Genomic DNA, 24,206 nt, shown 5'->3' on the forward strand with positions numbered 1-24,206 from the left:
CCCGACCGCGGCCCGGCACCGGGCGGCGCGGCCGGGGCACGGAGGGACACGGCCATGCTCATCGACTGCGACTCGTGCACCGCGCGCGGCGCCGGCTGCGCCGACTGCGTCGTCACCGCCCTGCTGGGCGCCCCGCCCGCGGAGCGGGACACCGGGCCCGTGCTGCTGCCGGTGCCCCCGGTCCCGGCGGCCCGGACGGCCGACGGCGCCCTGCCGCGCCCGGGCGTCGTCGTGGAGCTCGACGACGTCGAGCGGCGGGCCGTGCGGGCGCTGGCCGAGGGCGGCCTGGTGCCGCCGCTGCGGCACCGGCCCTCGCGTGACGGGCGCCGGCGCACGGGCTGACCGGCGAGGGGCCACCCGAAACGGGTACGTACCGGAGTGGCGCGGCTGCTGACCGTGTGTGTTCTCACAGTCCACGCACCCCCCGTTTGTCACAACTGCATCACGTCCGTACTGTGGCGCCGTCCGGCCGGGTGGTCGTCACCCGACGCAGGGTGACCTCGGCCGACACCGCCGAGTCACCGGACGCCCTCCCCGGAGGTGCGCGAGGTGAGCCGGGGACCCACCGCAGCACTGGGGTGAGTTCTCGTGCGCGCCGGTCCCGACCGGGGCGCGGAGATAGGGCACGTCTTCCCAGCCCGAACCCGTCAGCTAACTCGGTAGGCGGTTGCTGAGGAAGAAACGGAGAGCCGCCGCCCGTGGCGACCCCCCGCCCCGCCCTGGGGCATGCACGCGAGAAGTCCACATCGGCCACCCGCACCGCCGGTCCGCACCGCCCGTCGCGGGCCCGCCACCTCGGCCGGGTCACCCTCGTCGGCACCACCGCCGCGCTGACCCTCACCCTGCTGTCCGGCACCGCGGCCGCCGACCCCGAGCGGGCCGGCACCCCGGAGCAGGCCGCCCAGCTCGCCGCCGAGGCCGGTCACCGGCTCGAGGTCGTCACCGAGCAGGTCAACGAGGCCCGCGAGGTCCTCGCCCAGCAGCGGGCCGCCGCCGACGAGGCCGACCGGGCCGCCGCCGAGGCGCAGGGCCAGCTGCAGGAGCTCGACGGCCAGATCCGCCAGGTGGCCCGCAGCGCCTACACCGCCGGCAACGGCGACGGCTTCGCCGGGCTCGACCTGCTGATGACCAGCGACTCCGCCGAGGACTTCGTCGCGTCGCTGGCCACCCTCGGCCAGATCGCCGACCACACCACCTCGGTCCTCGACCGGGTCAACGAGGCGGCCGCCGCCGCCCGGCAGGCGCAGGCCGACGCCGAGGCCGCCGAGGCCGAGGCGCAGCGCACCCTCGACGACCTGAGCGCCCAGGAGGCGCAGCTCCAGGACGACATCGCCGACTACCAGGCGCAGTTCGCCGCGCTCACCGAGGCGCAGCGGCAGGCGGCGCTCGCCGCGCAGGAGGCCGGCCTGGCCGCCGGCGCGCAGGCCGACGAGGACACCGGCGGCGAGCCGGGCGGCGAGGGCGCGCCCGCCGCCGCGGGCACGCAGGCCGCGGCCCCCGCACCGGCCCCGGCGCCGTCGGCGGTCGGCGGCAGCGGTGCCGCGCAGACCGCGGTGCAGACGGCGCTGGCCCAGGTGGGCGACCCCTACGTGTGGGGCGCCGGCGGGCCGAACGCCTTCGACTGCTCGGGCCTGACCCAGTACGCCTACGCGGCGGCCGGGATCAGCCTCCCGCACTCCAGCAGCATGCAGTCGCGCATGGGCACCGCCGTCTCGCGCGCGGACCTGCAGCCGGGCGACCTGATCTTCTACTACAGCCCGGTCAGCCACGTCTCGATGTACATCGGCAACGGCCAGATGGTGCACGCCTCCACGTCGGGGCAGCCGGTGAAGGTCGTGTCGGTCGACTCGATGGGCGGCATCACCGCGATGCGCCGCATCGCCTGAGGAAGGACCTCCCTGCCCCCCACCGCTCGCGAGCTCGCGGCGGGACCCTGCAGGGAGGCCGTTCCATCACGTCGCCGGGGCCGGTGACCCGTCCGGGTCGCCGGCCCTCGGCGTCCGTGGAGGGAGACCCCGGTGCGGCGCCGGCGCGCGCCTAGGATCGGCCGGGTGAGCAGGGCGGGCGGGACGAGCACCCGCCCCGGCCCCGCGGCCACCCGGCCCGACCGCACCGGCTCCCGCCGGGCCGCGCTGCTGGTCGCGCTCGTGCTCGGCGCGGCGCTCGTCGTCGTCATCGCGCTCCGCACGCCCTGGACGCTGCTGCCCACCCCGCCCGGCGGCGCGTCCCCGGTCACCGACGACGCCGGGCTGCCCGCCGAGGTCGTCCGCCGCGCCGAGGCCCTCGCCGCCGACATCCGGCCCGCGTCGCTGACCAACCTGGTGCTCGGGCTCGCGGTCTCGGCGCTGCTCGGCCTCACCCGCCTGGGCAGCCGGCTGGTCACCGCGGTCGGCCGGGCGGGCGGCCGCCGCTGGCCGCTCACCGTGCTGCTGGGCGCGGTCGCGCTGGTCGTCGTCGGCCGGCTGGTGACGCTGCCGATCTCCGCCTACGGCGAGGTGGTGCGGCACCGCTACGGGCTGTCCACGCGCTCCTGGCCCCTGTGGCTGCGCGACGTCGCGGTCTCCACGGCCATCGACGCCGGGCTCACCGCCCTCGGCCTGCTCGTGCTCGTCGCGCTGGCCCGCCGCGCGCCCCGCACGTGGTGGGCCTGGGCGGCCGGCGGCGCGGCCGCGCTGGTCGTCGCCGGCTCCTTCCTCTACCCGGTGGTCATCGAGCCGGCGTTCAACAGCTTCACGCCGCTGCCGGCCGGCGAGCTGCGCACCGACCTGCTGCGGCTGGCCGAGGAGAGCGGCTCCCCGGTCGAGGACGTCCTGGTCGCCGACGCGTCCCGGCGGACGACGTCGCTCAACGCCTACGTGTCCGGGTTCGGCTCGACCCGCCGGGTGGTCCTCTACGACACCCTGCTGGCCGACGTCCCCCCGGAGGAGATCGAGTCGATCGTCGCCCACGAGCTCGGCCACGTGGCCACCGACGACGTCCTGACCGGCACGCTCATCGGGGCGCTCGGCGCGGCCGCCGCCGTCGCCCTGCTCGGCTGGCTGCTGACCTCGGCGCCGCTGCTGCGCCGGGCCGGCGCGGACTCGGCGGGCGACCCGCGCGTGGTGCCGCTGGTGCTGTTCCTCGTCGCGGTCGGCTCCCTGGTCGCGACGCCGGTGCAGAACCTCGTCTCGCGGCACGTCGAGGCCCGGGCGGACCTGCACGCGCTCGACCTCACCCGGGACGCCGCCGCCTTCGTCGAGATGCAGCGGCGGCTGGCCGAGACCAACGTCTCCGACCCGAGCCCGCCGGCGGCGTGGAAGTGGTTCTTCGGCTCCCACCCCACGGCGGCCGAGCGGGTCGCGATGGCCGAGGACTGGCTGCGGCTGGGCGACCGGTGAGCGACCGCGGCCGCACGCTCGTCGTCACCAACGACTTCCCGCCGCGGCAGGGCGGCATCCAGACCTTCGTCGCGGCGCTGCTCGAGCGCCGCCCACCGGACTCCCTCGTCGTGCTGGCCTCCCGCTCCCCGGGCTGGGAGGCCTACGACGCGCAGCTGCCCTATCCTGTGGTCCGGCAGCAGACGGCGATGCTGCTGCCCACCCCGGCGACCGCCCGGGCCGCGACGGCGCTGGCCATCGAGCACGGCTGCGACACCGCCTTCTTCGGCGCCGCCGCGCCGCTGGGCCTGCTGGCGCCGGCCCTCCGCGACGCCGGGGTGCGGCACCTGGTCGGCGCCACCCACGGGCACGAGACCGGCTGGGTCGCGCTGCCCGGTGCCCGGCAGCTGATGCGCCGCATCGCCGGCGGCCTGGACGTGCTGACCTACATCAGCGAGTACACCCGCAGCCGCCTGGAGCCGGCCCTCGGCGGGCGCACCCGGCTGGCGCAGCTGTCGCCCGGGGTCGACGTGGACCTGTTCACCCCCGCCGTCGACGGCACCGCGGTGCGGCGGCGGCACGGGCTGGGGGAGGCGCCGGTCGTGGTCTGCGTGTCCCGGCTGGTGCCGCGCAAGGGGCAGGACGTGCTCGTGGCCGCCTGGCCGCAGGTGCTGGAGGCGCACCCGGGCGCGCGGCTGCTGCTGGTCGGCGGCGGCCCGGACGAGGCCCGGCTGCGGCGGGCGGTGGCCGAGCGGCGGCTGGGCGACTCGGTGGTGCTGACCGGCCCGGTGCCCCCGGACCGGCTGCCCGAGCACTACGCGGCGGGCGACGCGTTCGCCATGCCCTGCCGCACCCGCCGCGGCGGCCTGGACGTCGAGGGCCTGGGCATGGTCTACCTGGAAGCGGCCGCCGTCGGGCTGCCCGTCGTCGCGGGCACCTCGGGCGGGGCGCCGGAGGCGGTGCGCGACGGCGAGACCGGCACCGTCGTCCGCGACCCGCGGTCCCCGGACGCGGTCGCCGCCGCGGTCACCGCGCTGCTCGACGACCCCGTACGCGCCCGCGCCATGGGCGCCGCCGGGCGGGCGTGGGTGGAGCGGCGCTGGTCGTGGACGACGATCGCCGCCGACCTCGCCGCCCTGCTGGAGCCCGCGGACGACTGAGCCCCGCCCCGCACGTGGCGGGACGGGGCTCGGCCGGTCGGGTTCAGCGGCTGTAGAGGGCCTCGACCTCCTGGTCGAACTCCTTCATGACCACCGCGCGCTTGAGCTTCAGGCTCGGCGTCAGCATCCCGTTGTCCTCGGTGAAGTCCGTCGCGAGGACGCGGTACCTCTTGATCGCCTCGGCCTGGGACACCGCCTTGTTCGCGTCGGCGACGGCGGCGTCGAGCTCGGCCCTGACCTCCGGGTCGTCGACCAGCGCCGACGGCGGGGTGTCGGCCGGCTTGCCCTTGCCCTCCAGCCACGCGGGCAGCGCCTCGGCGTCGAGGGTGACCAGCGCGGCGATGAACGGCCGCTGGTCGCCGACGACGATGCACTGGCTGACCAGCCGGTGGGCGCGCAGCCGGTCCTCGAGCACCGCGGGGGCGACGTTCTTGCCGCCGGCGGTCACCAGGATCTCCTTCTTGCGGCCGGTGATCCGGGTGAAGCCGTCGGCGTCGATCTCGCCGATGTCGCCGGTGTGGAACCAGCCGTCGGGGTCGATCGCCTCGGCGGTGGCCTGCTCGTTCCTCCAGTAGCCGCGCATGACGACGCCGCCGCGGATCAGGATCTCGCCGTCGTCGGCGATCCGGAACGAGACGCCGGGCAGCGGGCGGCCGACGCTGCCGATCCGCAGCGCGCGGTCGTGGTTGACCGAGGCGGCGGCGGTGGTCTCGGTGAGGCCGTAGCCCTCGTAGACGGTGACGCCGGCGCCGCGGAAGAAGTGGCCGAGCCGCTCGCCGAGCGGGGCGCCGCCGGAGATGGCGCCGAGGCAGCGGCCGCCGAGCGCGGCGCGCAGCTTGCTGTAGACGAGCTTGTCGTACAGCGCGTGCTGGACGCGCAGCTTCAGGTCCGCGCCGCCGGAGTCCTGGGCGCGGGACCAGGCGATGGCCACCCGGGCGGCCCGGTCGAAGATCTTCCCCTTGACCGGGCTGTCGGCCTCGGCCTTCGCCTTGGCCTGGTTGAACACCTTCTCGAACACGCGCGGGACGGCCAGCACGAACGTCGGCTTGAACCCGCCGAGGTCCTCGACCAGGTTCTTCACGTCCGGCGTGTGGCCGATGACGGTGCGGGTCTTCACCGCGCCCACCTGCATGACGCGCGCCAGCACGTGCGCCAGCGGGATGAACAGCAGCAGCGAGCCCTGCACGTTCATGAACCGGTCGAGCAGGCTCATCCCGTTGCCGACCTCGAACAGGAAGTTGCCGTGGGTGAGCTCGCAGCCCTTGGGCCGGCCGGTGGTGCCCGAGGTGTAGATGAGCGTGGCCAGGCTGTCGGCGTCCAGCGTCGCGCGGCGGGCCTCGAGCTCGCTGTCGGGGACGGTCTCGCCGGCGGCGGTGAGCGTGCCGACGGCGTCGTCCTCGATGACGTACAGCGGACCGAGGTCGGGGGCCTGGTCGCGGACCGAGTCGACGGCCGTGGCGTGCTCGGCCTTCTCGACGATCGCGGCGACCGCGCCGGAGTCGGAGAGGATCCAGGCGACCTGGTCGGGGCTGGAGGTCTCGTACACCGGGACGGTGACCGCGCCGGCCGTCCAGATGGCGAAGTCGATGACGGTCCACTCGTAGCGGGTCTTGGCCTGCAGCGCGACCCGGTCGCCGGGCTGCACGCCCGCGGCGACCAGCCCCTTGGCCACGCCGGCCACCTGCTCACCGAACTCCCGCCAGGTGACGTCGACCCAGCGGCCGTCCCGCTGCCTCCGCAGGCCGACCTCGTCGCCGTGCTCGGCGACGTTCTCCGCCAGCATGTCGGTGAGCGCCTCCGAGGCGCCCACCTCGGTCGTCGCCGGGACGCTGTACTCGCGCACGCTCCGTCCTTCCTCCCCGCGCGGCCGGGGCGCCGCTGCCCGCGGTCCCCGCACGGGACACGTCCCGGCGAATCTACCGGCTGGGGCTACCGGTGAGTAGCCGTGCCCGGTCCACCCACCCTGCGGCTTTCGGGTGAACGGCTAGCCTCAGGCGCATGGCGGAGCAGTCCACCCAGTCGATCGTCGTCTCCGCGCCGGCGGCCGACGTGATGGCCGTGATCGCCGACTTCGAGGCGTATCCGCAGTGGGTGAAGGCGGCCCGGACCGTCGAGGTGCAGGAGCGCGGGCCCGACGGCCGCGCCCGCCGGGTCCGGTTCGTCATCGACGCCACCGTCCTCACCGACGAGTACGTCCTCGACTACACCTGGGACGGCGACCGGCAGGTCTCCTGGACCCTGGTGACCAGCAAGCTGATGAAGCGCCAGGACGGTTCGTACACGCTGCGCGAGACCGGCGGCGGCACCGAGGTGACCTACCGGCTCGCCGTCGACATCGGCGTCCCGATGCTGGGGATGATGAAGCGCCGCGCGGAGAAGGTCATCCTCGACACCGCGCTCAAGGAGCTCAAGAAGCGCGTCGAGGGCTGAGCCCCGTGCGCACACTGCTCCTCACCGGCCCCGGCGGGGCCGGCACGACCACCCTCGCCGCCGCGGCCGCGGTGCGCGCCGCCCGGGACGGGCGCCGGGTCGTGCTGGTGACCCGGCAGCCGGTCCCCGACGGGACGGCGGCCGCGGGCGTCGAGGTGGTCGTCGCCGAGCCGCAGGCCGGGCTGGAGGCGCTGTGGGCCGAGCGGGTGGCCGGCCCGGCGGCCGCGGTGCCCGACCTGGAGCTGCCGCCGGCGAGCTCGGTGGTGCCGCTGCCCGGCGCCGGCGAGCTCGGCGTCCTCGCCGCGCTCGGCCGGGTGCGGCCGGACACCGACCTGGTCGTCCTCGACGCCGGCCCGCTGCCCGCCGCCACGGGACTGGTCGCGCTGCCCGGCGCGCTGCGCTGGTGGCTGGGGCAGGTGCTGACCACCCGGGTGCGGGTGCTCGCCGCCGTCCGCACCGCCGCCGTCCGCGCGGGGACGGTGCGCCGGGGCGCCGCCGACCTCGCCCTCGACGCGCTGCCCGACCTCGAGGCGCTGCTCGACCGGCTCGCCCTGACCGACCCCGCCGCGACCGCGGTCTGGCTGGTGGGCCGGCCGCGGCCCTCCGCCGTCGCGGCGCTGCGGGCCGCGACCACCGCCCTCGCCGTCCACGGGCAGCGCCCGGTGGGCGTGCTCGCCCGCCGGCTGCCCGGCGGCGGGCCGGCGGAGTGGGCGGCCGCGCGGGCGGTCGAGGAGGACGCCGCGCGCGCCGCGCTGGCCGGGGTCGCGCCGGTGCGGGAGGTGGCCGAGGCCGCGGTCGAGCCGGCCGGCGCCGAGGCGCTCGCCGCGCTGCTGCCCGACCTGCCCGAGCCGGCCGGCGGGTCGGTCCCGCCGGTGCCCGCTCCCGAGCGCGTGGACGGCGGCTGGCGGCTGACGCTCCCGCTGCCCTTCGCCGAGCGCGCCGCGGTGCGGCTCACCCGCTGGGACGACGACCTGGTGGTCACCGCCGCCGGCACCCGCCGCTCGCTGCGCCTGGACGCCCTGTTGCGCCGGTGCGTGGTCACGTCGGGCACCCTGGCCGACCCGGGCACCGCCGCCGCGCGGCTGGAGGTCGGCTTCGCCGCCGACCCGCAGCAGTGGCCGGCCGACCTGCTGGCGGCGGTCGGGGCGGACAGTGCGGAGCGGGCGCCGTCGAGCAGTGCGGCGGACGGCCCGGCGGACGACAGGGGGACACGGTGACCGAGGGAGCCGACTGGCTCGATCAGGCGCGGCGGCTGGTCGCCGGGCTGGGACAGGCCTGGGCCGAGACCGGCGTCGCCGCGGAGGGGGAGACGGCCGGGCACGACCCGGGCGGGGACTGCCGCTGGTGCCCGCTGTGCCGGGCGGCCGCCGTCGCCCGCCGGCCGGACGTCAACGAGGCGCTCGCCGAGCTGCTGACCAGCGCCGCGGGGGCACTGCGGTCGGTGTCCACGCCGCCGCCCGCGCCCGAGCCGGCCCCGGCGCCGGAGCCGGCGCCGGTCCAGCACATCGAGCTCGGCTGAGTGGCCGGCGACCGGACCGGTCCCGCCGACCTGCCCGCGCTCGGCGTCGACGTCGGCGGGACCAAGGTGGCCGGCGGCGTCGTCGCGCCGGACGGGACGCTGCTGGACACCGCCCGCCGCTCGACGCCGACCGCGTCGGTGACCGAGACCGAGGCCGCGATCGCCGGGGTGGTCGAGGAGCTCGCCGTCCGGCACGGCGGCCCGCTGGCGGCGGTCGGCGTCGGCGCGGCCGGCTGGTTCGACCGCACCGGCGACGTCGTGCTGTTCAGCCCGCACCTGGCCTGGCGGCACACCGCGCTGCGCCGCGACCTCGCCGCCCGCCTGCGGCGGCCGCTGTGGGTGGGCAACGACGCCGACGCCGCCGCCTGGGCCGAGTACCGCTTCGGCGCCGCGCGCGGGGCGGAGCTGGCCCTGTGCATCACCCTCGGCACCGGCATCGGCGGCGGGATCGTCGCCGGCGGCCGGCTGCAGCGCGGCGCGCACGGGGTGGCGGGGGAGTGGGGGCACATGCGGGTGGTCCCCGACGGGCGGCTGTGCGCCTGCGGCAACCGCGGCTGCTGGGAGCAGTACGCCAGCGGCAGCGCCCTGGCGACCACCGCCCGCGAGGTGGCCACCCGCTCGCCGGCCGCGGCGGCGCGGCTGCTGGACCGCGTCGACGGCGACCCGGCGCGGCTGACCGGCGAGGACGTGGCCCGCGCCGCGGCCGACGGCGACCCGGTGGCGCTGAGCCTGGTGAGCGACGTCGGGGAGTGGCTCGGCCAGGGCATCGCCGACCTCGCCAGCGTGCTCGACCCGGACGTGGTCGTCATCGGCGGCGGGGTGAGCGTGCTCGGCGACATGGTGCTCGACCCGGCACGCGAGCGGCTCGGGCGGGCGCTGCCCGGCCGCGGCTTCCGGCCCGGCCCGCGGGTGGTCGCCGCGGCGCTCGGCGGCTCGGCCGGCCTGGTCGGCGCGGCCGACCTCGCCCGCGCGGCGGTCTGCGCCGGGCTCTAGACGACGGCTCCGTCGTCGCCGTCGTCGTCGCGGTCGCGCATCCGGGACAGCGCCAGGGCGGCGCTGCCGACCAGGGCCGCGACCCCGAGCACGAGGCCGGTCTCGGTCCGGAGGCCCAGCACGCCCGGCGCGCCGACCAGCACCACGCCGGCGGCGGCCAGCAGCACGGCGTACAGCGTCGACGGCGAGGGCATCGGCACCGGCGGGGCCGGCGGGGGCTCGTAGTGCTCCTCGGCGAGCAGGTCGTCCTCGTCCTCGTCGTCGGCCGGCGGCGCGGCGGGCCGGACGACGGCGGGCCCCGCGGGGCCCGCGTCCTCGACGACGGTGCGCCCGTGCTCGGCCTCGTAGGCGGCGACGATGCGCGTCCACTCGGCGTCCTCGTCCAGGTCGCGCCGCAGCGGGCGCCGCTCGGCCGCGGGCCCGCCGGCGGGGGCGTGGTCGTCGGCGTGCCGCTCGACCAGGGAGCGGCCCTCGCCGAGGCGGGTGCGGTCGACGAACAGCCGGTCGGCCGGCGGGCTGGGGAGGAAGACGGTGCGCGTGTAGGGCCCGACGTCGGCGGCCGGCTCGAGGTAGGCGGGGATGCCGGCGTCGCGCAGCACGTCGAGGAGGTGCTCGCCGACGCGCGGGTCGACGTCGCGCAGCGGCGCCCAGAGTGCGGCGTCCAGGCCGTTGTCGCGCCGGCCCCGCCCGCGCCGCGGCCCCGTCACGCCGCGGCTCCCCGGGGGAGCGGCCGGTCAGCAGCCACGGTGGTCCTCCTCCGGGGTCGGGCGTGGGGTGCGGCCGGTGCGACGCGCGGGGCCGATTGTCGGCGGGGCACCCGGATCCCTAGTCTGGCAGTTCCACAGGGAGGCGTGTTGTTCTACTGGTTCCTCAAGTTCGTGGCCATCGGGCCGGTCGTGAAGCTCGTCTTCCGCCCGCGGGCGGAGGGGCGCGAGCACGTGCCGGCCGACGGCGCCGCGATCCTGGCCAGCAACCACCTCTCGGCGTCGGACTGGATCTTCATGCCGCTGTCGCTGCGGCGGCGGGTCACCTTCCTGGCCAAGCAGGAGTACTTCACCGGCACCGGCGTGAAGGGGTGGCTGCAGCGGGCCTTCTTCTCCGGCGCGGGCCAGGTGCCCATCGACCGCGCCAGCGCCACGGCCGCCGAGGACGCCATCCGCACCGGCCTCCGGATGCTCCGGCAGGGCCGGCTGCTCGGCATCTACCCCGAGGGCACCCGCTCGCCCGACGGCCGCCTGTACCGGGGCAAGGTCGGCGTGGCGCGCATGGCGCTGGAGACCGGCGTGCCGGTGATCCCGGTGGCGATGGTCTACCGGCCGCGGCGGATGCCGTTCGGGAGGAAGCTGGTCCGGGTGCGCGTGCGCTTCGGCGAGCGGCTGGACTTCTCCCGCTACGAGGGCCTGGCCGGTGACCGCTTCGTCGAGCGGTCGATCACCGACGAGATCATGTACGAGATCATGACGATGTCGGGCCAGGAGTACGTCGACGTCTACGGCGCCACCGTCAAGAAGTCGATGCAGGCCACCGGCGCCAGTGCCTCCGACGTCGTCGGGCGGCTGCAGCCGCCGGCCGGCGAGGCCGGCGACCGGGCGCCCGACACCCTCGCCGGCTAGCGGTCGAGGAGCCGGCCGAGGAGGTCGGTGAGCAGGGCCAGCAGCTCGTCGCGGCTGGTCGCGGGCTCGCGCACCCACTGGTGCACGAGGTCCTCGGTGAAGGCGAACCACGAGCGCACCAGCTGCCGGCGCAGCGGGTCCTCGAGCCCGCCCAGCGCGCCGATGCCGAGGTCGACCAGCGCCTCGCGGGTCTCCTCGTAGACCTCGGCCACCCACGGGTCGCCGCCGGCCGCGCCGCGGACGAACGCCAGGTGCGACTCCCGGTAGGTCTCCACCCAGCCGACGTAGCGGTCCAGCATCCACGCCGGGCGCTCCGTGGCCGGCAGGTCCGCCGGCGGGGTGAGGTGGGCGCGCAGCAGGTCCGCCGCCGCCCGCGTCACCGCCTGGTAGTACTCCCGCTTGGACGGGAAGTAGTGGAACAGCAGGCTCCGGCTGATGCCGGCCCGCCGGGCCACCTCGTCGATGGTCAGCTCCTGCACCGGGGTCGTGGGCAGCAGCTGCAGGCCGATCCCGACCAGCTGCTCCCGCCGGTCGGCGGCCGACCGGCGGGAGCGGGCGGGGGGCGTGGGCACGGCCGGTCCGCTCAGGCGGCGGCCCGGGACGCCGCGGCCTCGGTGAGCAGCCGCGCGATCGAGGCGGTCACCAGGGAGGGCCGCTCGTTCGGGAGCATGTGCCCGGTCCGCGGGACCACCTGCACGTGCGCGGCGGGCAGGGCCTCGGCGAGCCGGCGGGTGTGGTGCACGGGGGTCAGCCTGTCGGAGTCGCCGACCAGCACCTCGACCGGCACGCGGGTGAGCGCGGCCAGCTCGGCGGACTTGTCGTGGTCGCCCAGCGCGGGCAGGAACGCGGTGAACGCCCGCACCGTGGTCGCGTGCACGATCTCCGCCCCGGCGCGCACCATCGCGTCGGTGGCGTCGGCGCCGTAGAGCAGGTCGCGCACGACCGCCCGGTGCCGCGGGTGCTCCGGCGGCACCAGCCGGCGCAGCCGCTCGACGACGCGGGCGCCGGCCAGGGCGAGCGACAGCGCGCCGGGGGTGAGCCGCTGCCGGACCCGCTCGGCGCGGGTGCGCGGCGGCGGCTGCAGGTCACCGGCCGACGTCGACACGAGCGCGACGCCGAGCACGCGGTCGCCGAACAGCTCCGGCCGGGCCGCGGCCAGGCACATGACCGTCATGCCGCCCATCGAGTGCCCGGCCAGTACCGCGGGGCCGGTCGGCGCCAGCTGGTCGAGCACGGCGGCGAGGTCGGCGCCCAGCCGGTCGATCGAGATCTCCGCGCCGCCCCAGGTGGACCGGCCGTGGCCGCGCTGGTCGTACCGGACCAGGCGCAGCCGGCCGTCGGCGACCTGCGGGGTGAGCAGCGCGGCGACGTCGTCCCAGGCGGCCTGCGACAGCGTCCAGCCGTGCGCGAGGACCAGCGTCACGGGGGCGTCGTCGGGACCCTCGACGGTGGCGTGCAGCAGGGCGCCGTCGGGGGTGGCGACGGCGGCGGTGCGGCGCAGCCGCAGGGGAGCGGTCGTGCTCACGCGGCCACCTCCGGGGTGCGGGCCGGGACGCCGGCGGGGGTGCCGACGTAGTTCTCGCGGTCCAGCCGCCGGGTCAGCCGCCGGAAGCGGAAGGTGAAGTCCGGCCAGAGCGTGGTGTTGTGCCCGTGCCGGTCGAGGTACCAGCTGCCGCAGCCGCCGGCCAGCCACACCGTGCCGCGGGACCGGCGGGCGATGAGCTCGCGGTAGGCCTCCTGCGCCTCGGGGGTGGTCTCGAGGGCGTCCAGGCCCTCGGCGGCCATGGTGCGCAGCGCGTCGTCGACGTAGGCCACCTGCGACTCGATCATGTAGACCATCGACGTGTGGCCGACGCCGACGTTCGGCCCGACCAGCAGGAACAGGTTGGGGAAGCCGGCGACGGCGCTGCCCCGGTTGGTGACCATGCCCTCGTCCCACACCTGCGCGAGGGTGCGGCCGTCGCGGCCGGTGATCCGCCGGGCGATGGGCAGGTCGGTGACGGAGAAGCCGGTGGCCAGCACGATCGTGTCGGTGGGCCGCTCGACCCCGTCGACGGTGACGACCGAGTGCGGCCGGACCTCGGCGATGCCGGCGGTGACCAGCTCGGCGTTGGGCGCCGACACCGCCGGGTAGTAGTCGTTGCTGATCAGGATGCGCTTGCAGCCGATCGTGTAGTCCGGCGTCAGCGCCTTCCGCAGCTCCGGGTCGCGGACCTGCTGGTGCAGGTGCGCCCGCGCCACCCGGCCGACCGGCCCGAGGAACCGCCGGTCCTTCGCCATGCCGAGGACGAGGAACTCGCGCGCCAGGTAGAGCACCGCGCGGACCAGCCGCTGGAAGCCGGGGACCAGCCGGTACAGCCGCTGCACCCGCGGGGACACCGGGTGGTCGGTGCGCGGCACGATCCACGGCGGCGTGCGCTGGTAGACGGCCAGGCTGCCGACGCGCGGCTGGATCGCCGGGACGATCTGGATCGCCGAGGCGCCGGTGCCGACGACGGCGACCCGCTCGCCGGTGAGGTCGTGCTCGTCGTCCCACCGCGCGGAGTGCACGACGGTGCCGGCGAACGAGTCCAGGCCGGGGATGTCGGGCCGGCTGGGGTCGGCCAGCGCGCCGGCGGCGGAGACGAGCACGCGGGCGCGGAACCGGCCGGCCGTCGTCTCGACGTCCCAGCGGCGGGCGGCGTCGTCCCAGCGCGCGGCGGTGACCTCGGCGCCGAAGACGCAGTGCCGCCGGACGTCGAAGCGGTCGGCGGTGGCCTGCAGGTAGGCCTGGATCTCCGGCTGCTCGGAGTAGGAGCGCGGCCAGTCCGGGTTGGGCGCGAAGGAGAAGGAGTAGAGGTTGGACTGCACGTCGCAGGCGGCGCCCGGGTAGTGGTTGTCGCGCCACGTGCCCCCGACGTCGTGCGCCCGCTCGAGCAGCACGACGTCGGTCTCGCCGCGCTGCACCAGCCTGATCGCCATCCCCAGGCCCGCGAAGCCGGTGCCGATGATCGCGACGCCGACCTCCCGGGTGTCCGCCGCGCCCGGGACGGGCCTGTCGAGTGTGCTGGTCACCGCTGCGCTCCTCCGGGTCCCCGCTTGCTGAGCAACGGTCGACAAGCTACAACCCTCGTTGAGCAATGCTCAACACGAGCACCCGAGACCCCAGGGAGCACCGATGCCGCTGTCGTCCCGCAGGAGGACCCGCACCCCGCTGGCCGGGAAGGCGGTGCTGATCACCGGTGCGGCGCGCGGGATCGGCGCCGAGCTGGCCCGCCGGGCCGCCGCCCGCGGCGCCCGGGTGGCACTGGCCGGCCTGGAGCCGGAGCTGCTGGCCCGGGTCGCCGACGAGCTGGGCCCCGAGCACCTGTGGGTGGAGTGCGACGTCACCGACGCCGAGGCGCTGCGGGCCGCCGTCGCCCGCACCGTGGACACCTTCGGCGGCCTCGACGTCGTCGTGGCCAACGCCGGGATCGCGCCGCTGACCACGGTCATGACCGGCTCGGCGCACGCGCTGTCGCGGACGATCGAGGTGAACCTGACCGGCGCGGTGCTCACCGCGCACGCCGCGCTGCCCGAGGTCGCCGAGAGGCGCGGGCACGTGCTGCTGGTCAGCTCCGCCGCCGCGTTCACGGTGCTGCCGGGCATGAGCGCCTACTGCGCGGCCAAGGCCGGGCTCGAGCGCTTCGGCGACGCGCTGCGGCTGGAGGTGGCCCACCGCGGCGTCACCGTGGCCAGCGCGCACCCGACCTGGATCGACACCGACCTGGTGCGCGACACCGAGGCGGCGCTGCCCACCTTCGCCGAGACCCGCCGGCGGCTGCCGGGCCCGCTCGGCGCCTACACCTCGGTGGAGGAGTGCGCCGAGGCGCTGGCGGAGAACCTGGAGACCCGCGGCCGCCGGGTGTTCGTGCCGCGCTCGGTCGGCGTCGTCTCGGCGCTGCGCCAGGCGGTCACCGGCGCGGTGGCGGAGAAGCTGGTGCTCCGGCTCTCCGCCGCCCGCGTGCCGCAGCTCGAGCGGGACGTCGCCGCGCTGCAGGGGCAGGAGTTCGGCCGGTCCTCGGTCGGCGGCCGCCGGGCGGGCTGAGCGCACCTACGGTGGTCGGTGTGCGGCGGTTCTTCTACGACACCGAGTTCATCGAGGACGGGACGACGATCGACCTCGTCTCGATCGGCGTCGTCGACGAGACCGGCCGCGAGTTCTACGCCGTCAGCACCGAGTTCGACGAGCGCCGCGCCATCCCGTGGGTGCGCCGCAACGTGCTGGACCAGCTGCCGCCCCCGGCCGACCGGGCGTGGCGCAGCCGCCGGCGCATCCGCGACGACCTGCTCGCCTTCCTCACCGGCCCGGGGGAGGAGGTCGAGCTGTGGGCGTGGTTCGCCGCCTACGACCACGTGGCGCTGGCCCAGCTGTGGGGGCCGATGACGGCGCTGCCGCGGGCGGTGCCCCGGTTCACCCGGGAGCTGCGTCAGCGGTGGGACGACGTCGGCCGGCCGGAGCTGCCGCCCAAGCCGGCCGGCACGCACGACGCGCTGGTCGACGCACGCTACAACCTCGCCCGCTGGCAGGCGATGGAGGCCGCCCGGCCCCGCTGAGCGGCGGGCCCGGGCGGCCTCCGGGCCGGGGGAGGCGGCCTCAGACCGTGAAGACGGCGAGCAGGCGGGTGAGCTCCTGGGAGAGCCCGTCGAGCTCCACCGCGGCGGCGTGCGCCCGGTCGACGTCGTCGGCGCTGTCGCGGGCGTCGGCGCTGACCGTGGTGAGCGTGGCGGACACCGAGCCCGCGCCCTCGGCGGCCGCGGCGACGCTGCGGGTCAGCTCGCGGGTGGTCGCCGACTGCTCCTCCACCGCGCTGGCGATGGTGAGCTGGTGGTCGTTCATCGCGTGCACGACCTCGGCGATCCGGGTGATCGAGCCGACCGCGGCGCCGGTGTCGGCCTGGATGGCCTCGACCTTGCGCGCGATGTCGTCGCTGGCGCGGGCGGCCTCCTGCGCGAGCTCCTTGACCTCGTTGGCCACGACGGCGAAGCCCTTGCCCGCCTCGCCGGCGCGGGCGGCCTCGATGGTCGCGTTGAGCGCGAGCAGGTTGGTCTGCTCGGCGACGGCGGCGATGACGCGCACCACCTCGCCGATCTCCGCGGAGCTGGTGCCCAGCGCGGCGATCGCGCCCTCGGTCCGGCGGGCGAGCTCGGCGGCCTGCCGGCCCACCTGCGCGGCCTCGGCGGCGCTGCGCGCGATGTCGGTGATCGACAGGCCCATCTCCTCCGCGCCGGCGGCGGCCGCGGACACGCCGGCGCTGATGTCGCTGGCCGCGGTGTGCGCCGACTGCGCCTGGTCGCGGCTGCGGGCGGCGCGGGTGGCGAGCCCGTCGGCGACCGCGGCCACGCCCGACGCCGACGCGGCCACCTGGCGGGCGCAGCCGCCGATGTCGCGCACGGTGCCGGCGACCTTCTCCACGAACCGGTTGAACGCCGCGGACAGCTGGCCGACCTCGTCGTCGCCGGTGACCGTCATGCGCTGGGTCAGGTCGCCCTCGCCGTCGGCGATCTCGGCCATGCGGGCGCGCAGCTGGTCCAGCGGCGCGGTGAGCCGGCGGCCGAGCTGCCAGGCGACGACCCCGCCGAGCAGCGCGACCAGGACGGCGGCGAGGACGAGTGCGGTCACCATCGCGGCGCGGCCGTCGGCGAGCCGGTCGACCGGGCCGGTGAAGTCGGCGTCGCGGGCGAGGGTGACCAGCACCCAGTCCCACGGCGCGTAGTAGGCGACCCGGGCGGTGGTCGGGCCGGCCTCGGGGTCGGTGAAGTGCACGGTGGCCTGCTCGCCGTCCTCGAGGCCGAGGGCGGCGTCGACGATCTCCCGCACGTGGGGGCGGCCGTCGGCGTCGGTGGCGTCGATCAGCTCCTGCCCGTCGCGGGCGCCGTCGGGACTGACCAGCACGGTGCCGGCGCGGTCGCCGGTGCCGCCCCACACCTCGACGTGCCCGTGCGCGCCGACCTGCGTGGCCTCCAGGCTCTCCCGCAGCGCCGGGATGGCCTGCTGCTGCTCGCCGACGTAGAGCATCCCGACCAGCTGGCCGGCCCGGTCGAGCAGCGGCGTGTAGGCCGCGACGTACCAGGAGCCGACGACGAAGGCGTTGCCGCGGTAGGTCTGCCCGGAGGTGACCGCGGCGACCACCGGGTTGGGCTGCCCGTCGGGGTTGACCGCGGGGATGTAGGTGCCGATCGCGCGCCGGCCGTCGGCGCCGGTGACGTTGGTCGCCACGCGCAGCATGTCGCCCGAGGGCGTGCGCTGGAAGACCGTGGCGGTGCCGCCGACCAGCGCCTCCACCTGGTCGACGACGGCGGTGGGCACGGCGGGGTCGGCGTTCTGGCCGAGCCACTGCCCGCCGACGGTCACCCGGGGCAGGTCGAGCGGCGTCACCTCGCCGGACTGCTGGTTCTTCGCCTCCCACCGCACGGGCCCGCCGGGGCCGCCGACGGTGAGCCCGCCGGAGCGGGCGAGCACGTCGAGGGCGACGGCGAGCTGGCTGTCGACCCGCGCGGCGGTGGACTGGCCCTGGGTGGCGACGACGTCCTGCACGCCGGCCGCGGTGCGCGCGACGCTCTCCTCGACCAGCTCGGTCACCGACTCCTGCGTGGTGTCGGCGAACCGCGCGCTCTGCCACGCGCTCACCCCGGCCATCGCGCCGCCGGTCGCCGCCACGCTGGCGACGGCCAGCGCGACCACCTTCGTCCTGATGCCCCAGCGTCCGAGCACGTCGTCCCCCTCCCGGCCCGGGCAGAGCGCCCGGCACCGCGCCGCAGCGTCGGCACGGTGCGGCCGGTCCTGTACCGGAACCCGCCGGCGTGTGGCGGCCGGGGCGGGTGGGGCGGACCGTGACTCAGGCGGGTCCGAGCACGGCCTGGGTCTGGGTGACCGAGGCCACCGGCCGGCCGTCGTCGTCGGTCACCTCGGTGAGGACGACGACCGTCGAGCGGCCGACGTGCAGCGGGCGGGCGGTGGCGTGCGCGGTGCCGCCGCGGACCGCGCGCAGCAGTGACGTCGACGAGGCGAGGGTCGACGTCGACGCCCCCGGCGGCAGGTTGAGGAAGGCGCAGACGGCGCCGACGGTGTCGGCCAGCGTCATCAGCGCCCCGCCGTGCAGCACCCCGCCGGCGGTGCACCGCTGCGGCGCCCACGGCAGCCGGCCGGCGACCTCGCCGGGCCCGGCCCGGTCCAGCTCGACGCCGGTGGCGACGGCGAAGGGCATCAGGGCGAGCAGCTCGGCGGGGTCCACGCCGGCGATCCTGCCGGTTCCGGCGCGCAGACGGTGACCGCGGTCCGGATCGGGTGCAGGATCGTGCTGACCTGCGGTTCGTCCCTCCGGGAGGCGTCGTGCGCATCGGGATCCTGACCGGCGGGGGAGACTGCCCCGGCCTCAACGCGGTCATCCGGGCCGTGGTCCGGTGCGGCATCGGGGCCGGGGACGAGGTGGTCGGCTTCCGCGACGGCTGGCGCGGCCTGCTCGACGACGACGCCGTGCCGCTGGACCTGCCCGCCGTCCGCGGGCTGCTGCCCCGCGGCGGCACCGTGCTCGGCACCTCCCGCACCAACCCCTACGCCATCGACGGCGGCCCCGCGCGGGTGATGGCCACCCTCGAGCGGCACGGGATCGAGGCGCTGGTCCCGGTGGGCGGCGAGGACACCCTCGGCGTCGCCGCGAAGCTGACGGGGGAGGGGGTGCGGGTGGTCGGCGTCCCCAAGACGATCGACAACGACCTCGACGGCACCGACTACACCTTCGGCTTCGACACCGCGGTCGGCGTCGCGATGGAGGCCATCGACCGGCTGCACACCACCGGCGACAGCCACCACCGGACGCTGGTCGTCGAGGTGATGGGTCGGCACGCCGGCTGGATCGCGCTGCACGCGGGGATGGCCGGCGGCGCCACCGTCGTGCTGGTGCCCGAGCGCCCGTTCGACGTCGAGGCCGTGGTCGCGCACTGCCTGCACCGCTTCGAGTCCGGCTACTCGCCGATCGTCGTCGTCTCCGAGGGGGCGCGGCCGGCCGACGGCGGCCTGGTGACCGCCACCGGCGAGCGCGACGCCTTCGGCCACGTCCGGCTCGGCGGCATCGGGGCGGCGCTGGCGGCGCTGCTCGAGGAGCGCACCGGCCGGGAGGCGCGCGCGGTGGTGCTCGGGCACATCCAGCGCGGCGGCACGCCGTCGGCGTTCGACCGGGTGCTGGCCACCCGGTTCGGCCTGGCCGCGGTCGGCGCGCTGCACGAGGGGCACTCCGGTGTCATGGTGGCCCTGCGCGGGACCGACGTCGTCCCGGTGCCGATCGCGGAGGCCACGGCGCGGCTCAAGCTGGTGCCCCTGGAGCGGTACGCCGAGGCCGAGGTGTTCTTCGGGTGACGGCGGTGACCGCCGTACCCTCGACGGCGTGAGCGTGTCCCCCTCCCCGCAGCCGGTGCCCGGTCTCGACCGGTGGCGCGAGCTCCCCGCCGCCCAGCAGCCGACCTGGCCCGACCGCGCCGCCCTCGACGGCGTCCTCACGACGCTGTCGTCCGTGCCGCCGATCGTGGCGCCCAGCGAGGTCGACGAGCTGCGCTCCCGGCTGGCGCTCGTCGCGCAGGGCAAGGCGTTCCTGCTGCAGGGTGGGGACTGCGCGGAGACCTTCGACCTCAACACCGACGCGCACCTGCAGAGCACCACGCGCACGCTGCTGCAGATGGCCGTCGTCCTCACCTACGGCGCGAGCGTGCCGGTGGTCAAGGTCGGGCGGGTGGCCGGGCAGTACGCCAAGCCGCGCTCGTCGGACACCGACGCCCTGGGCCTGCCGTCCTACCGCGGCGACATGGTCAACTCGCTGGAGCCGGTGCTCGAGAAGCGCATCCCCGACCCGAACCGGCTGGTGCGCGCCTACGCCAACTCGGCCGCGGCGATGAACATGATCCGCGCCTACGCGCACGGCGGCCTGGCCGACCTGCACGCCGTCCACGACTGGAACAAGGACTTCGTCGCCAACTCGCCGGCCGGCGTCCGCTACGAGGTCATCGCCCGCGAGATCGACCGGGCGCTGGCGTTCATGAAGGCCTGCGGGGTGGACGACAGCGCGCTGCGCGGCGTCGAGCTCTACAACAGCCACGAGGCGCTGATCCTCGACTACGAGGCCGCGCTGCTGCGGGTGCACGAGGGCCGGCCCTACGCCGCCTCGGCGCACTTCGTGTGGATCGGCGAGCGCACCCGCCAGCTCGACGGCGCGCACGTGGAGTTCATGTCCCGCATCGCCAACCCGATCGGCGTCAAGATCGGGCCCTCGACCACCCCGGAGCAGGCCACCGAGCTGGTCGAGCGGCTGGACCCCGACGGCGTCCCGGGCCGGCTGACGCTGATCAGCCGCATGGGCAACGGGAAGATCCGCGACGTCCTGCCGCCGATCGTGGAGAAGGTCACCGCCGGCGGCCACCAGGTCGTGTGGCAGTGCGACCCGATGCACGGCAACACCCACGAGTCCTCGACCGGCTACAAGACCCGGCACTTCGACCGGGTCGTCGACGAGGTCCTCGGCTTCTTCGACGTGCACCGCGCGCTGGGCACCTGGCCCGGCGGCATCCACGTCGAGCTCACCGGCGAGGACGTCACCGAGTGCCTCGGCGGGGCCATGGAGATCAGCGACGAGGACCTCAACAGCCGGTACGAGACCGCCTGCGACCCGCGGCTGAACACCGGGCAGTCCCTGGAGCTGGCCTTCCTCGTGGCGGAGATGCTGCGTGGGTGAAGGACCCCGCTGCCCCCCACCGTTCGCAAGCTCACGGCGGGCCCCTGCGGCGGGGCCGGAAAGCCTGACGGGATGACCTCCTTCACCGACCTCCGCTCCGACACCGTCACCCGCCCCACGCCCGGCATGCGCCGGGCGATGGCCGAGGCCGAGGTGGGCGACGACGTCTACGGCGAGGACCCGGCGATCCGGGCGCTGGAGGAGCGGGTCGCGGACCTGTTCGGCCACGAGGCGGCGCTGTTCGTGCCCTCCGGGACCATGGGCAACCAGATCGGCATGCGGCTGGTCTGCGAGCCCGGCCAGGAGGTGCTCTGCGACGCCGACGCGCACGTGGTCACCTACGAGATGGGCGCCGCGGCCGCGGTGTTCGGCATCTCCACCCGCACGGTCGTCTCCGACGGCGGCCTGCTCGACGCGGACGCGCTGATCGACCAGGTGCGCCCGCGCGGCGACTGGCACCTGACCGCCACCGCCGCCGTCGCCGTGGAGAACACGCACAACCGCGGCGGCGGGCGGGTGCAGCCGCTGGCCGAGCTCGAGCGGCTGTTCGCCTGGTCCCGCGAGGCCGGCGTCGCCGTGCACCTCGACGGCGCCCGGGTCTGGAACGCGCACGTCGCCTCGGGTGTCGAGCTCGCGACCTACGGGCGGCTGGCCGACACCGCGTCGGTCTGCCTGTCCAAGGGGCTCGGCGCGCCGGTCGGGTCGGTGCTGGTGGCGTCGGCCGAGCGGATCGCCGTCGGCCGACTGTGGCGCAAGCGCCTGGGCGGCGGCATGCGGCAGGCCGGGGTGCTGGCCGCGGCCGGGCTGTACGCGCTGGACTCCCACCTCACCCGGCTGGCCGAGGACCACGAGCACGCCCGGCTGCTGGCCAAGCGCCTGGGCGTCGACCCGGCCACGGTCGAGACGAACATGGTCGTCGTCGACGACGTGCCCGCGCCCGTGGTGGCCGAGGCCGCGAAGGCGCAGGGCGTGCTGGTGTCCCAGGTGAGCCCGCGCCGCATCCGGCTGGTCACCCACCTCGACGTCGACCGGGCCGCCGTCGAGCGCGCGGGCGACGTCCTCGCCGCCCTCCTCGACCGCTGAGGACACCCGCCGGCCACCGCGAGGGTGGCCGGCGGGCGCCGCGGCTCAGTACGAGCTGAACAGCAGCCGGTTCGGCGTGCCGGCCCGGGTGGCGGTGCGCGAGAGCGTCACGTGGTTCGTCGTCGCGGCCGCGGTGACCGCCCCGGCGACCGTGGCCGGCGCGGCGCCCGCGTGGCCCTGCAGGTACAGCGCGGCGACGCCCGCGACGTGCGGCGTGGCCATCGACGTGCCGCTGATCGTGCTGGTCGCCGTCGGCGAGGTGTGCCAGGTGCTGGTGATGCCGACGCCGGGCGCGAGCAGGTCCACGCAGGTGCCGTGGTTGCTGAACGAGGCGGCGGTGTCGGTGCGGTCGGTGGCGCCCACGGTGAGCGCGGCCGGCACCCTCGCGGGGGAGGAGGCGCAGGCGTCCTGGGCCACGCCCGCGTTGTTGCCGTTGCCGGCCGCGACGGCGTAGGTGACGCCGTCGGCGATGGAGTTGCGGACGGCGGTGTCGATCGCCGTGCTCGCCCCGCCGCCCAGGCTCATGTTCGCCACGGCCGGCGCGCCCGCCGCGTGGTTCGCGGTCACCCAGTCGATGCCGGCGACGACGCCGGCGGTGGTGCCGCTGCCGTCGCAGCCGAGCACCCGCACGCCCACCAGCCGCACGCCCTTGGCGACGCCGTACGTGGTGCCGCCCACGGTGCCCGCGACGTGCGTGCCGTGGCCGTTGCAGTCGTCGGCCGGACCGCCGTCGACGGCGTCGTACCCGGAGACCGCCCGGCCGCCGAAGTCGGTGTGCGCGTAGTGGATGCCGGTGTCGATGACGTAGGCGGTGACGCCGCTGCCGGTCGCGGCGTACCCGAACGTGCCGGACAGCGGCAGGTCGCGCTGGTCGGTGCGGTCCAGGCCCCACGGCGCGCCGGACTGCGTGCCCTCGGCGGTCACCACCTGGTCGCGCTCGACGGCGACCACGCCCGGGATGGCCGACAGCCGGCCCGCGGCGGCCTCGGGCAGCTCGACGGCGAAGCCGGTGAGCGCCGCGGTGTAGACGTGGGCGATCCGCCCGCCGAGGCCGCGGGCCCGGTCCGCCGCCTGGTCGGGGAGGGTCGAGCGGTCGACGGTGACCACGTAGGTGGCCCGCGGGCCGCCGTCGGCGGGCGCGGCGGAGGCGGGGCCGGCGGTGACGCCGAGGCCGGCGGTCGCCAGCGCGACGATGCCGACGGCCAGGGTGCGACGAGTGGGCAAGGACGGCTCCTCGGGGTGACTCTCCGCGGCCGGACGACTGCGGGGGGATGCGAGCCAATCCCGTGTCGTAGGTCACCGCAAGTGAAGACGCGAACCCGCAGGGTGACCGCGGCGTGTCGCCCTCCTCGGGCGCGCCGCCATCCCGGTGATCACCTCCCGTCCACGGCGGCCGGCCGGCCGGGCGAGCCACCGTGGACGCGTGATGATCACGCCACGAGGACGGCGGCGACCCGGAAGACGAGTTCCTCCGGGTGGTGGAGGTCCCGGGCGGTCACGAACACGACCCGCCAACCGGCGGCCAGCAGCCGGTTCAGCCGGTCCCGGTCGCGGGCGAACTGGCCCGGGTCGCCGTGCCAGGCGCGGTCGTACTCGAGGGCGAGGCGGCGGTCGGGCCAGGCGAAGTCGACCCGGGCCACGAAGCGGGAGCGGTGCCGGACGACGTGCTGCGCGACGGGTGCGGGCACCCCGGAGCGGCCGAGGAGGAGCCGCACCCGGGTCTCCTGCGGGGACTCGGCCAGCCCGTCGGCGAGAGCGGCGGCCGTCCTGGCCTGGGCGCTGCCGCGGCAGCGGGGGAGGGAGGCCGCTGCGGCGCGGACCGCCGCCAGGTCCGCCACGTCCGCCCGCACGAGCTGGTCGAGCAGGACGACGGCGTCGTCGAGCGACCCGCGCCGGACCAGGTCGAGCGCGGTGCGGGTGCGGCCGGTCCAACACCACCGCCCGTCGGTCACGACGTCGCCGGCGAGGGACGCGCTGCGCACGAGGACGCCGGAGGTCGGGTGCCAGCGCACGCCGGGCGGCAGGACCACCTCGACGGGGTCGTCGGGCCCGGCGAGGTGCCGGGCGCCGTGCCGCACAGCGGCGGTGCGGCCGCCGAACACCGCCTCGGGAGGCGCCACCAGCGCCACGGCGTCGGCTTGAGTGAGGTGGGTGACGGGTCGATCGGCGGCGAGGTAGACGTCCGGGCGCAGGCGCCGCCAGGCCGAGGTGCGCAGCTGGCCCCGGGTCAGGAGGCCCCGGCGGAGTGCCTCGCTGCCGCGGAAGGGGCCGCGCAGCAGGTCCGGCGGCGGTTCGGGCACCGCGGCAGCCTG

23 protein-coding genes and 1 riboswitch are annotated in these 24,206 nt (G+C 76.6%); of the genes, 14 read left to right on the forward strand and 9 right to left on the reverse strand.

Annotated features, from left to right (window positions below; genetic code table 11):
- Positions 1 to 54 precede the first annotated feature (54 nt).
- The 4 genes from ACI8AA_RS17290 to ACI8AA_RS17305 all read left to right on the forward strand — a co-directional run bounded on the left by ACI8AA_RS17290 (position 55) and on the right by ACI8AA_RS17305 (position 4,516).
- A complete protein-coding gene (locus tag ACI8AA_RS17290; RefSeq protein WP_456903171.1) occupies positions 55 to 342 on the forward strand; it encodes a hypothetical protein in 288 nt (95 codons plus the stop codon).
- Positions 343 to 501: 159 nt separating this feature from the next.
- Positions 502 to 682, forward strand: a riboswitch (cyclic di-AMP (ydaO/yuaA leader).
- A gap of 16 nt (positions 683 to 698) precedes the next feature.
- Positions 699 to 1,886: an NlpC/P60 family protein gene (locus ACI8AA_RS17295; protein WP_457045628.1), complete on the forward strand. Its 1,188-nt coding sequence runs from the start codon at positions 699 to 701 to the stop codon at positions 1,884 to 1,886.
- 165 nt (positions 1,887 to 2,051) lie between these two features.
- Complete coding sequence (locus ACI8AA_RS17300; RefSeq protein WP_457045629.1) at positions 2,052 to 3,377, forward strand: M48 family metallopeptidase; 1,326 nt, start codon at positions 2,052 to 2,054, stop codon at positions 3,375 to 3,377.
- On the forward strand, positions 3,374 to 4,516 hold the full coding sequence (locus tag ACI8AA_RS17305; RefSeq protein ID WP_457045630.1) for a glycosyltransferase family 4 protein: 1,143 nt from the start codon (positions 3,374 to 3,376) through the stop codon (positions 4,514 to 4,516). Before ACI8AA_RS17300 ends, ACI8AA_RS17305 begins: the two co-directional genes overlap by 4 nt.
- Before the next feature lie 43 nt (positions 4,517 to 4,559).
- Here the strand turns inward: ACI8AA_RS17305 and ACI8AA_RS17310 are convergent, their stop codons facing one another.
- Positions 4,560 to 6,359, reverse strand: a complete 1,800-nt coding sequence (locus ACI8AA_RS17310; RefSeq protein WP_457045631.1) for an AMP-dependent synthetase/ligase — start codon at positions 6,357 to 6,359, stop codon at positions 4,560 to 4,562.
- A 155-nt stretch (positions 6,360 to 6,514) separates the two neighbouring features.
- Here ACI8AA_RS17310 and ACI8AA_RS17315 point away from each other — a divergent pair, with 155 nt between their 5' ends.
- Genes ACI8AA_RS17315 through ACI8AA_RS17330 form a run of 4 tightly spaced genes read left to right on the forward strand, consistent with a single transcriptional unit; the run spans position 6,515 to position 9,458 of the window.
- Positions 6,515 to 6,946 (forward strand): SRPBCC family protein, encoded by a 432-nt coding sequence (locus ACI8AA_RS17315; RefSeq protein WP_457045632.1) that lies wholly within the window; start codon positions 6,515 to 6,517, stop codon positions 6,944 to 6,946.
- A gap of 5 nt (positions 6,947 to 6,951) precedes the next feature.
- Positions 6,952 to 8,163: an ArsA family ATPase gene (locus tag ACI8AA_RS17320; protein ID WP_457045633.1), complete on the forward strand. Its 1,212-nt coding sequence runs from the start codon at positions 6,952 to 6,954 to the stop codon at positions 8,161 to 8,163.
- Positions 8,160 to 8,465 carry a hypothetical protein gene (locus ACI8AA_RS17325; RefSeq protein WP_457045634.1) on the forward strand — a complete coding sequence of 102 codons (306 nt, stop codon included), beginning with the start codon at positions 8,160 to 8,162 and terminating at the stop codon, positions 8,463 to 8,465. Before ACI8AA_RS17320 ends, ACI8AA_RS17325 begins: the two co-directional genes overlap by 4 nt.
- Positions 8,466 to 9,458, forward strand: coding sequence for an ROK family glucokinase (locus ACI8AA_RS17330; protein ID WP_457045635.1), 993 nt, complete (start codon positions 8,466 to 8,468; stop codon positions 9,456 to 9,458).
- Here ACI8AA_RS17330 and ACI8AA_RS17335 read toward each other — a convergent pair.
- Positions 9,455 to 10,165 carry a hypothetical protein gene (locus ACI8AA_RS17335; protein WP_457045636.1) on the reverse strand — a complete coding sequence of 237 codons (711 nt, stop codon included), beginning with the start codon at positions 10,163 to 10,165 and terminating at the stop codon, positions 9,455 to 9,457. The two genes, ACI8AA_RS17330 and ACI8AA_RS17335, sit on opposite strands and share 4 nt — an antisense overlap.
- A gap of 144 nt (positions 10,166 to 10,309) precedes the next feature.
- Here ACI8AA_RS17335 and ACI8AA_RS17340 point away from each other — a divergent pair, with 144 nt between their 5' ends.
- Positions 10,310 to 11,071, forward strand: a complete 762-nt coding sequence (locus ACI8AA_RS17340; RefSeq protein WP_457045637.1) for a lysophospholipid acyltransferase family protein — start codon at positions 10,310 to 10,312, stop codon at positions 11,069 to 11,071.
- On the opposite strand, the gene ACI8AA_RS17345 is transcribed toward ACI8AA_RS17340, so the two are convergent.
- The 3 genes from ACI8AA_RS17345 to ACI8AA_RS17355 are packed head-to-tail and all read right to left on the reverse strand — an operon-like array spanning position 11,068 to position 14,125.
- Entirely contained in the window at positions 11,068 to 11,643 is a 576-nt protein-coding gene (locus tag ACI8AA_RS17345; RefSeq protein ID WP_457045638.1) for a TetR/AcrR family transcriptional regulator, read from the reverse strand. The genes ACI8AA_RS17340 and ACI8AA_RS17345 overlap by 4 nt on opposite strands.
- A gap of 11 nt (positions 11,644 to 11,654) precedes the next feature.
- On the reverse strand, positions 11,655 to 12,596 hold the full coding sequence (locus tag ACI8AA_RS17350) for an alpha/beta fold hydrolase (RefSeq protein WP_457045639.1): 942 nt from the start codon (positions 12,594 to 12,596) through the stop codon (positions 11,655 to 11,657).
- Positions 12,593 to 14,125, reverse strand: a complete 1,533-nt coding sequence (locus ACI8AA_RS17355; RefSeq protein WP_457045640.1) for a flavin-containing monooxygenase — start codon at positions 14,123 to 14,125, stop codon at positions 12,593 to 12,595. The genes ACI8AA_RS17350 and ACI8AA_RS17355 overlap by 4 nt, the downstream gene beginning before the upstream one ends.
- 103 nt (positions 14,126 to 14,228) lie before the next feature.
- Between ACI8AA_RS17355 and ACI8AA_RS17360 the strand changes: the two genes are divergently transcribed.
- Together ACI8AA_RS17360 and ACI8AA_RS17365 are read left to right on the forward strand one after the other, a co-directional pair.
- Positions 14,229 to 15,137, forward strand: coding sequence for a short-chain dehydrogenase/reductase (locus tag ACI8AA_RS17360; RefSeq protein WP_457045641.1), 909 nt, complete (start codon positions 14,229 to 14,231; stop codon positions 15,135 to 15,137).
- A 20-nt stretch (positions 15,138 to 15,157) separates the two neighbouring features.
- Positions 15,158 to 15,646, forward strand: a complete 489-nt coding sequence (locus ACI8AA_RS17365) for a polyadenylate-specific 3'-exoribonuclease AS (protein ID WP_457045642.1) — start codon at positions 15,158 to 15,160, stop codon at positions 15,644 to 15,646.
- A gap of 40 nt (positions 15,647 to 15,686) precedes the next feature.
- Here ACI8AA_RS17365 and ACI8AA_RS17370 read toward each other — a convergent pair whose 3' ends face one another.
- Together ACI8AA_RS17370 and ACI8AA_RS17375 are read right to left on the reverse strand one after the other, a co-directional pair.
- Complete coding sequence (locus ACI8AA_RS17370; RefSeq protein WP_457045643.1) at positions 15,687 to 17,804, reverse strand: methyl-accepting chemotaxis protein; 2,118 nt, start codon at positions 17,802 to 17,804, stop codon at positions 15,687 to 15,689.
- 124 nt (positions 17,805 to 17,928) lie between these two features.
- Positions 17,929 to 18,324, reverse strand: coding sequence for a PaaI family thioesterase (locus tag ACI8AA_RS17375; protein ID WP_387989316.1), 396 nt, complete (start codon positions 18,322 to 18,324; stop codon positions 17,929 to 17,931).
- Between the two features lie 98 nt (positions 18,325 to 18,422).
- Between ACI8AA_RS17375 and ACI8AA_RS17380 the strand changes: the two genes are divergently transcribed.
- The 3 genes from ACI8AA_RS17380 (at position 18,423) to ACI8AA_RS17390 (ending at position 21,894) form a co-directional block, all read left to right on the forward strand.
- On the forward strand, positions 18,423 to 19,445 hold the full coding sequence (locus ACI8AA_RS17380; protein ID WP_457045644.1) for an ATP-dependent 6-phosphofructokinase: 1,023 nt from the start codon (positions 18,423 to 18,425) through the stop codon (positions 19,443 to 19,445).
- 28 nt (positions 19,446 to 19,473) lie between these two features.
- Positions 19,474 to 20,811: a class II 3-deoxy-7-phosphoheptulonate synthase gene (locus tag ACI8AA_RS17385; RefSeq protein WP_457045645.1), complete on the forward strand. Its 1,338-nt coding sequence runs from the start codon at positions 19,474 to 19,476 to the stop codon at positions 20,809 to 20,811.
- Between the two features lie 72 nt (positions 20,812 to 20,883).
- Positions 20,884 to 21,894 carry a threonine aldolase family protein gene (locus tag ACI8AA_RS17390; RefSeq protein WP_457045646.1) on the forward strand — a complete coding sequence of 337 codons (1,011 nt, stop codon included), beginning with the start codon at positions 20,884 to 20,886 and terminating at the stop codon, positions 21,892 to 21,894.
- 45 nt (positions 21,895 to 21,939) lie between these two features.
- Here the strand turns inward: ACI8AA_RS17390 and ACI8AA_RS17395 are convergent, their stop codons facing one another.
- Together ACI8AA_RS17395 and ACI8AA_RS17400 are read right to left on the reverse strand one after the other, a co-directional pair.
- Positions 21,940 to 23,118, reverse strand: coding sequence for a S8 family peptidase (locus ACI8AA_RS17395; protein WP_457045647.1), 1,179 nt, complete (start codon positions 23,116 to 23,118; stop codon positions 21,940 to 21,942).
- A gap of 206 nt (positions 23,119 to 23,324) precedes the next feature.
- A complete protein-coding gene (locus ACI8AA_RS17400) occupies positions 23,325 to 24,194 on the reverse strand; it encodes a hypothetical protein (protein WP_457045648.1) in 870 nt (289 codons plus the stop codon).
- Positions 24,195 to 24,206 lie beyond the last annotated feature (12 nt).

Source organism: Geodermatophilus sp. SYSU D01180, assembly GCF_054050415.1.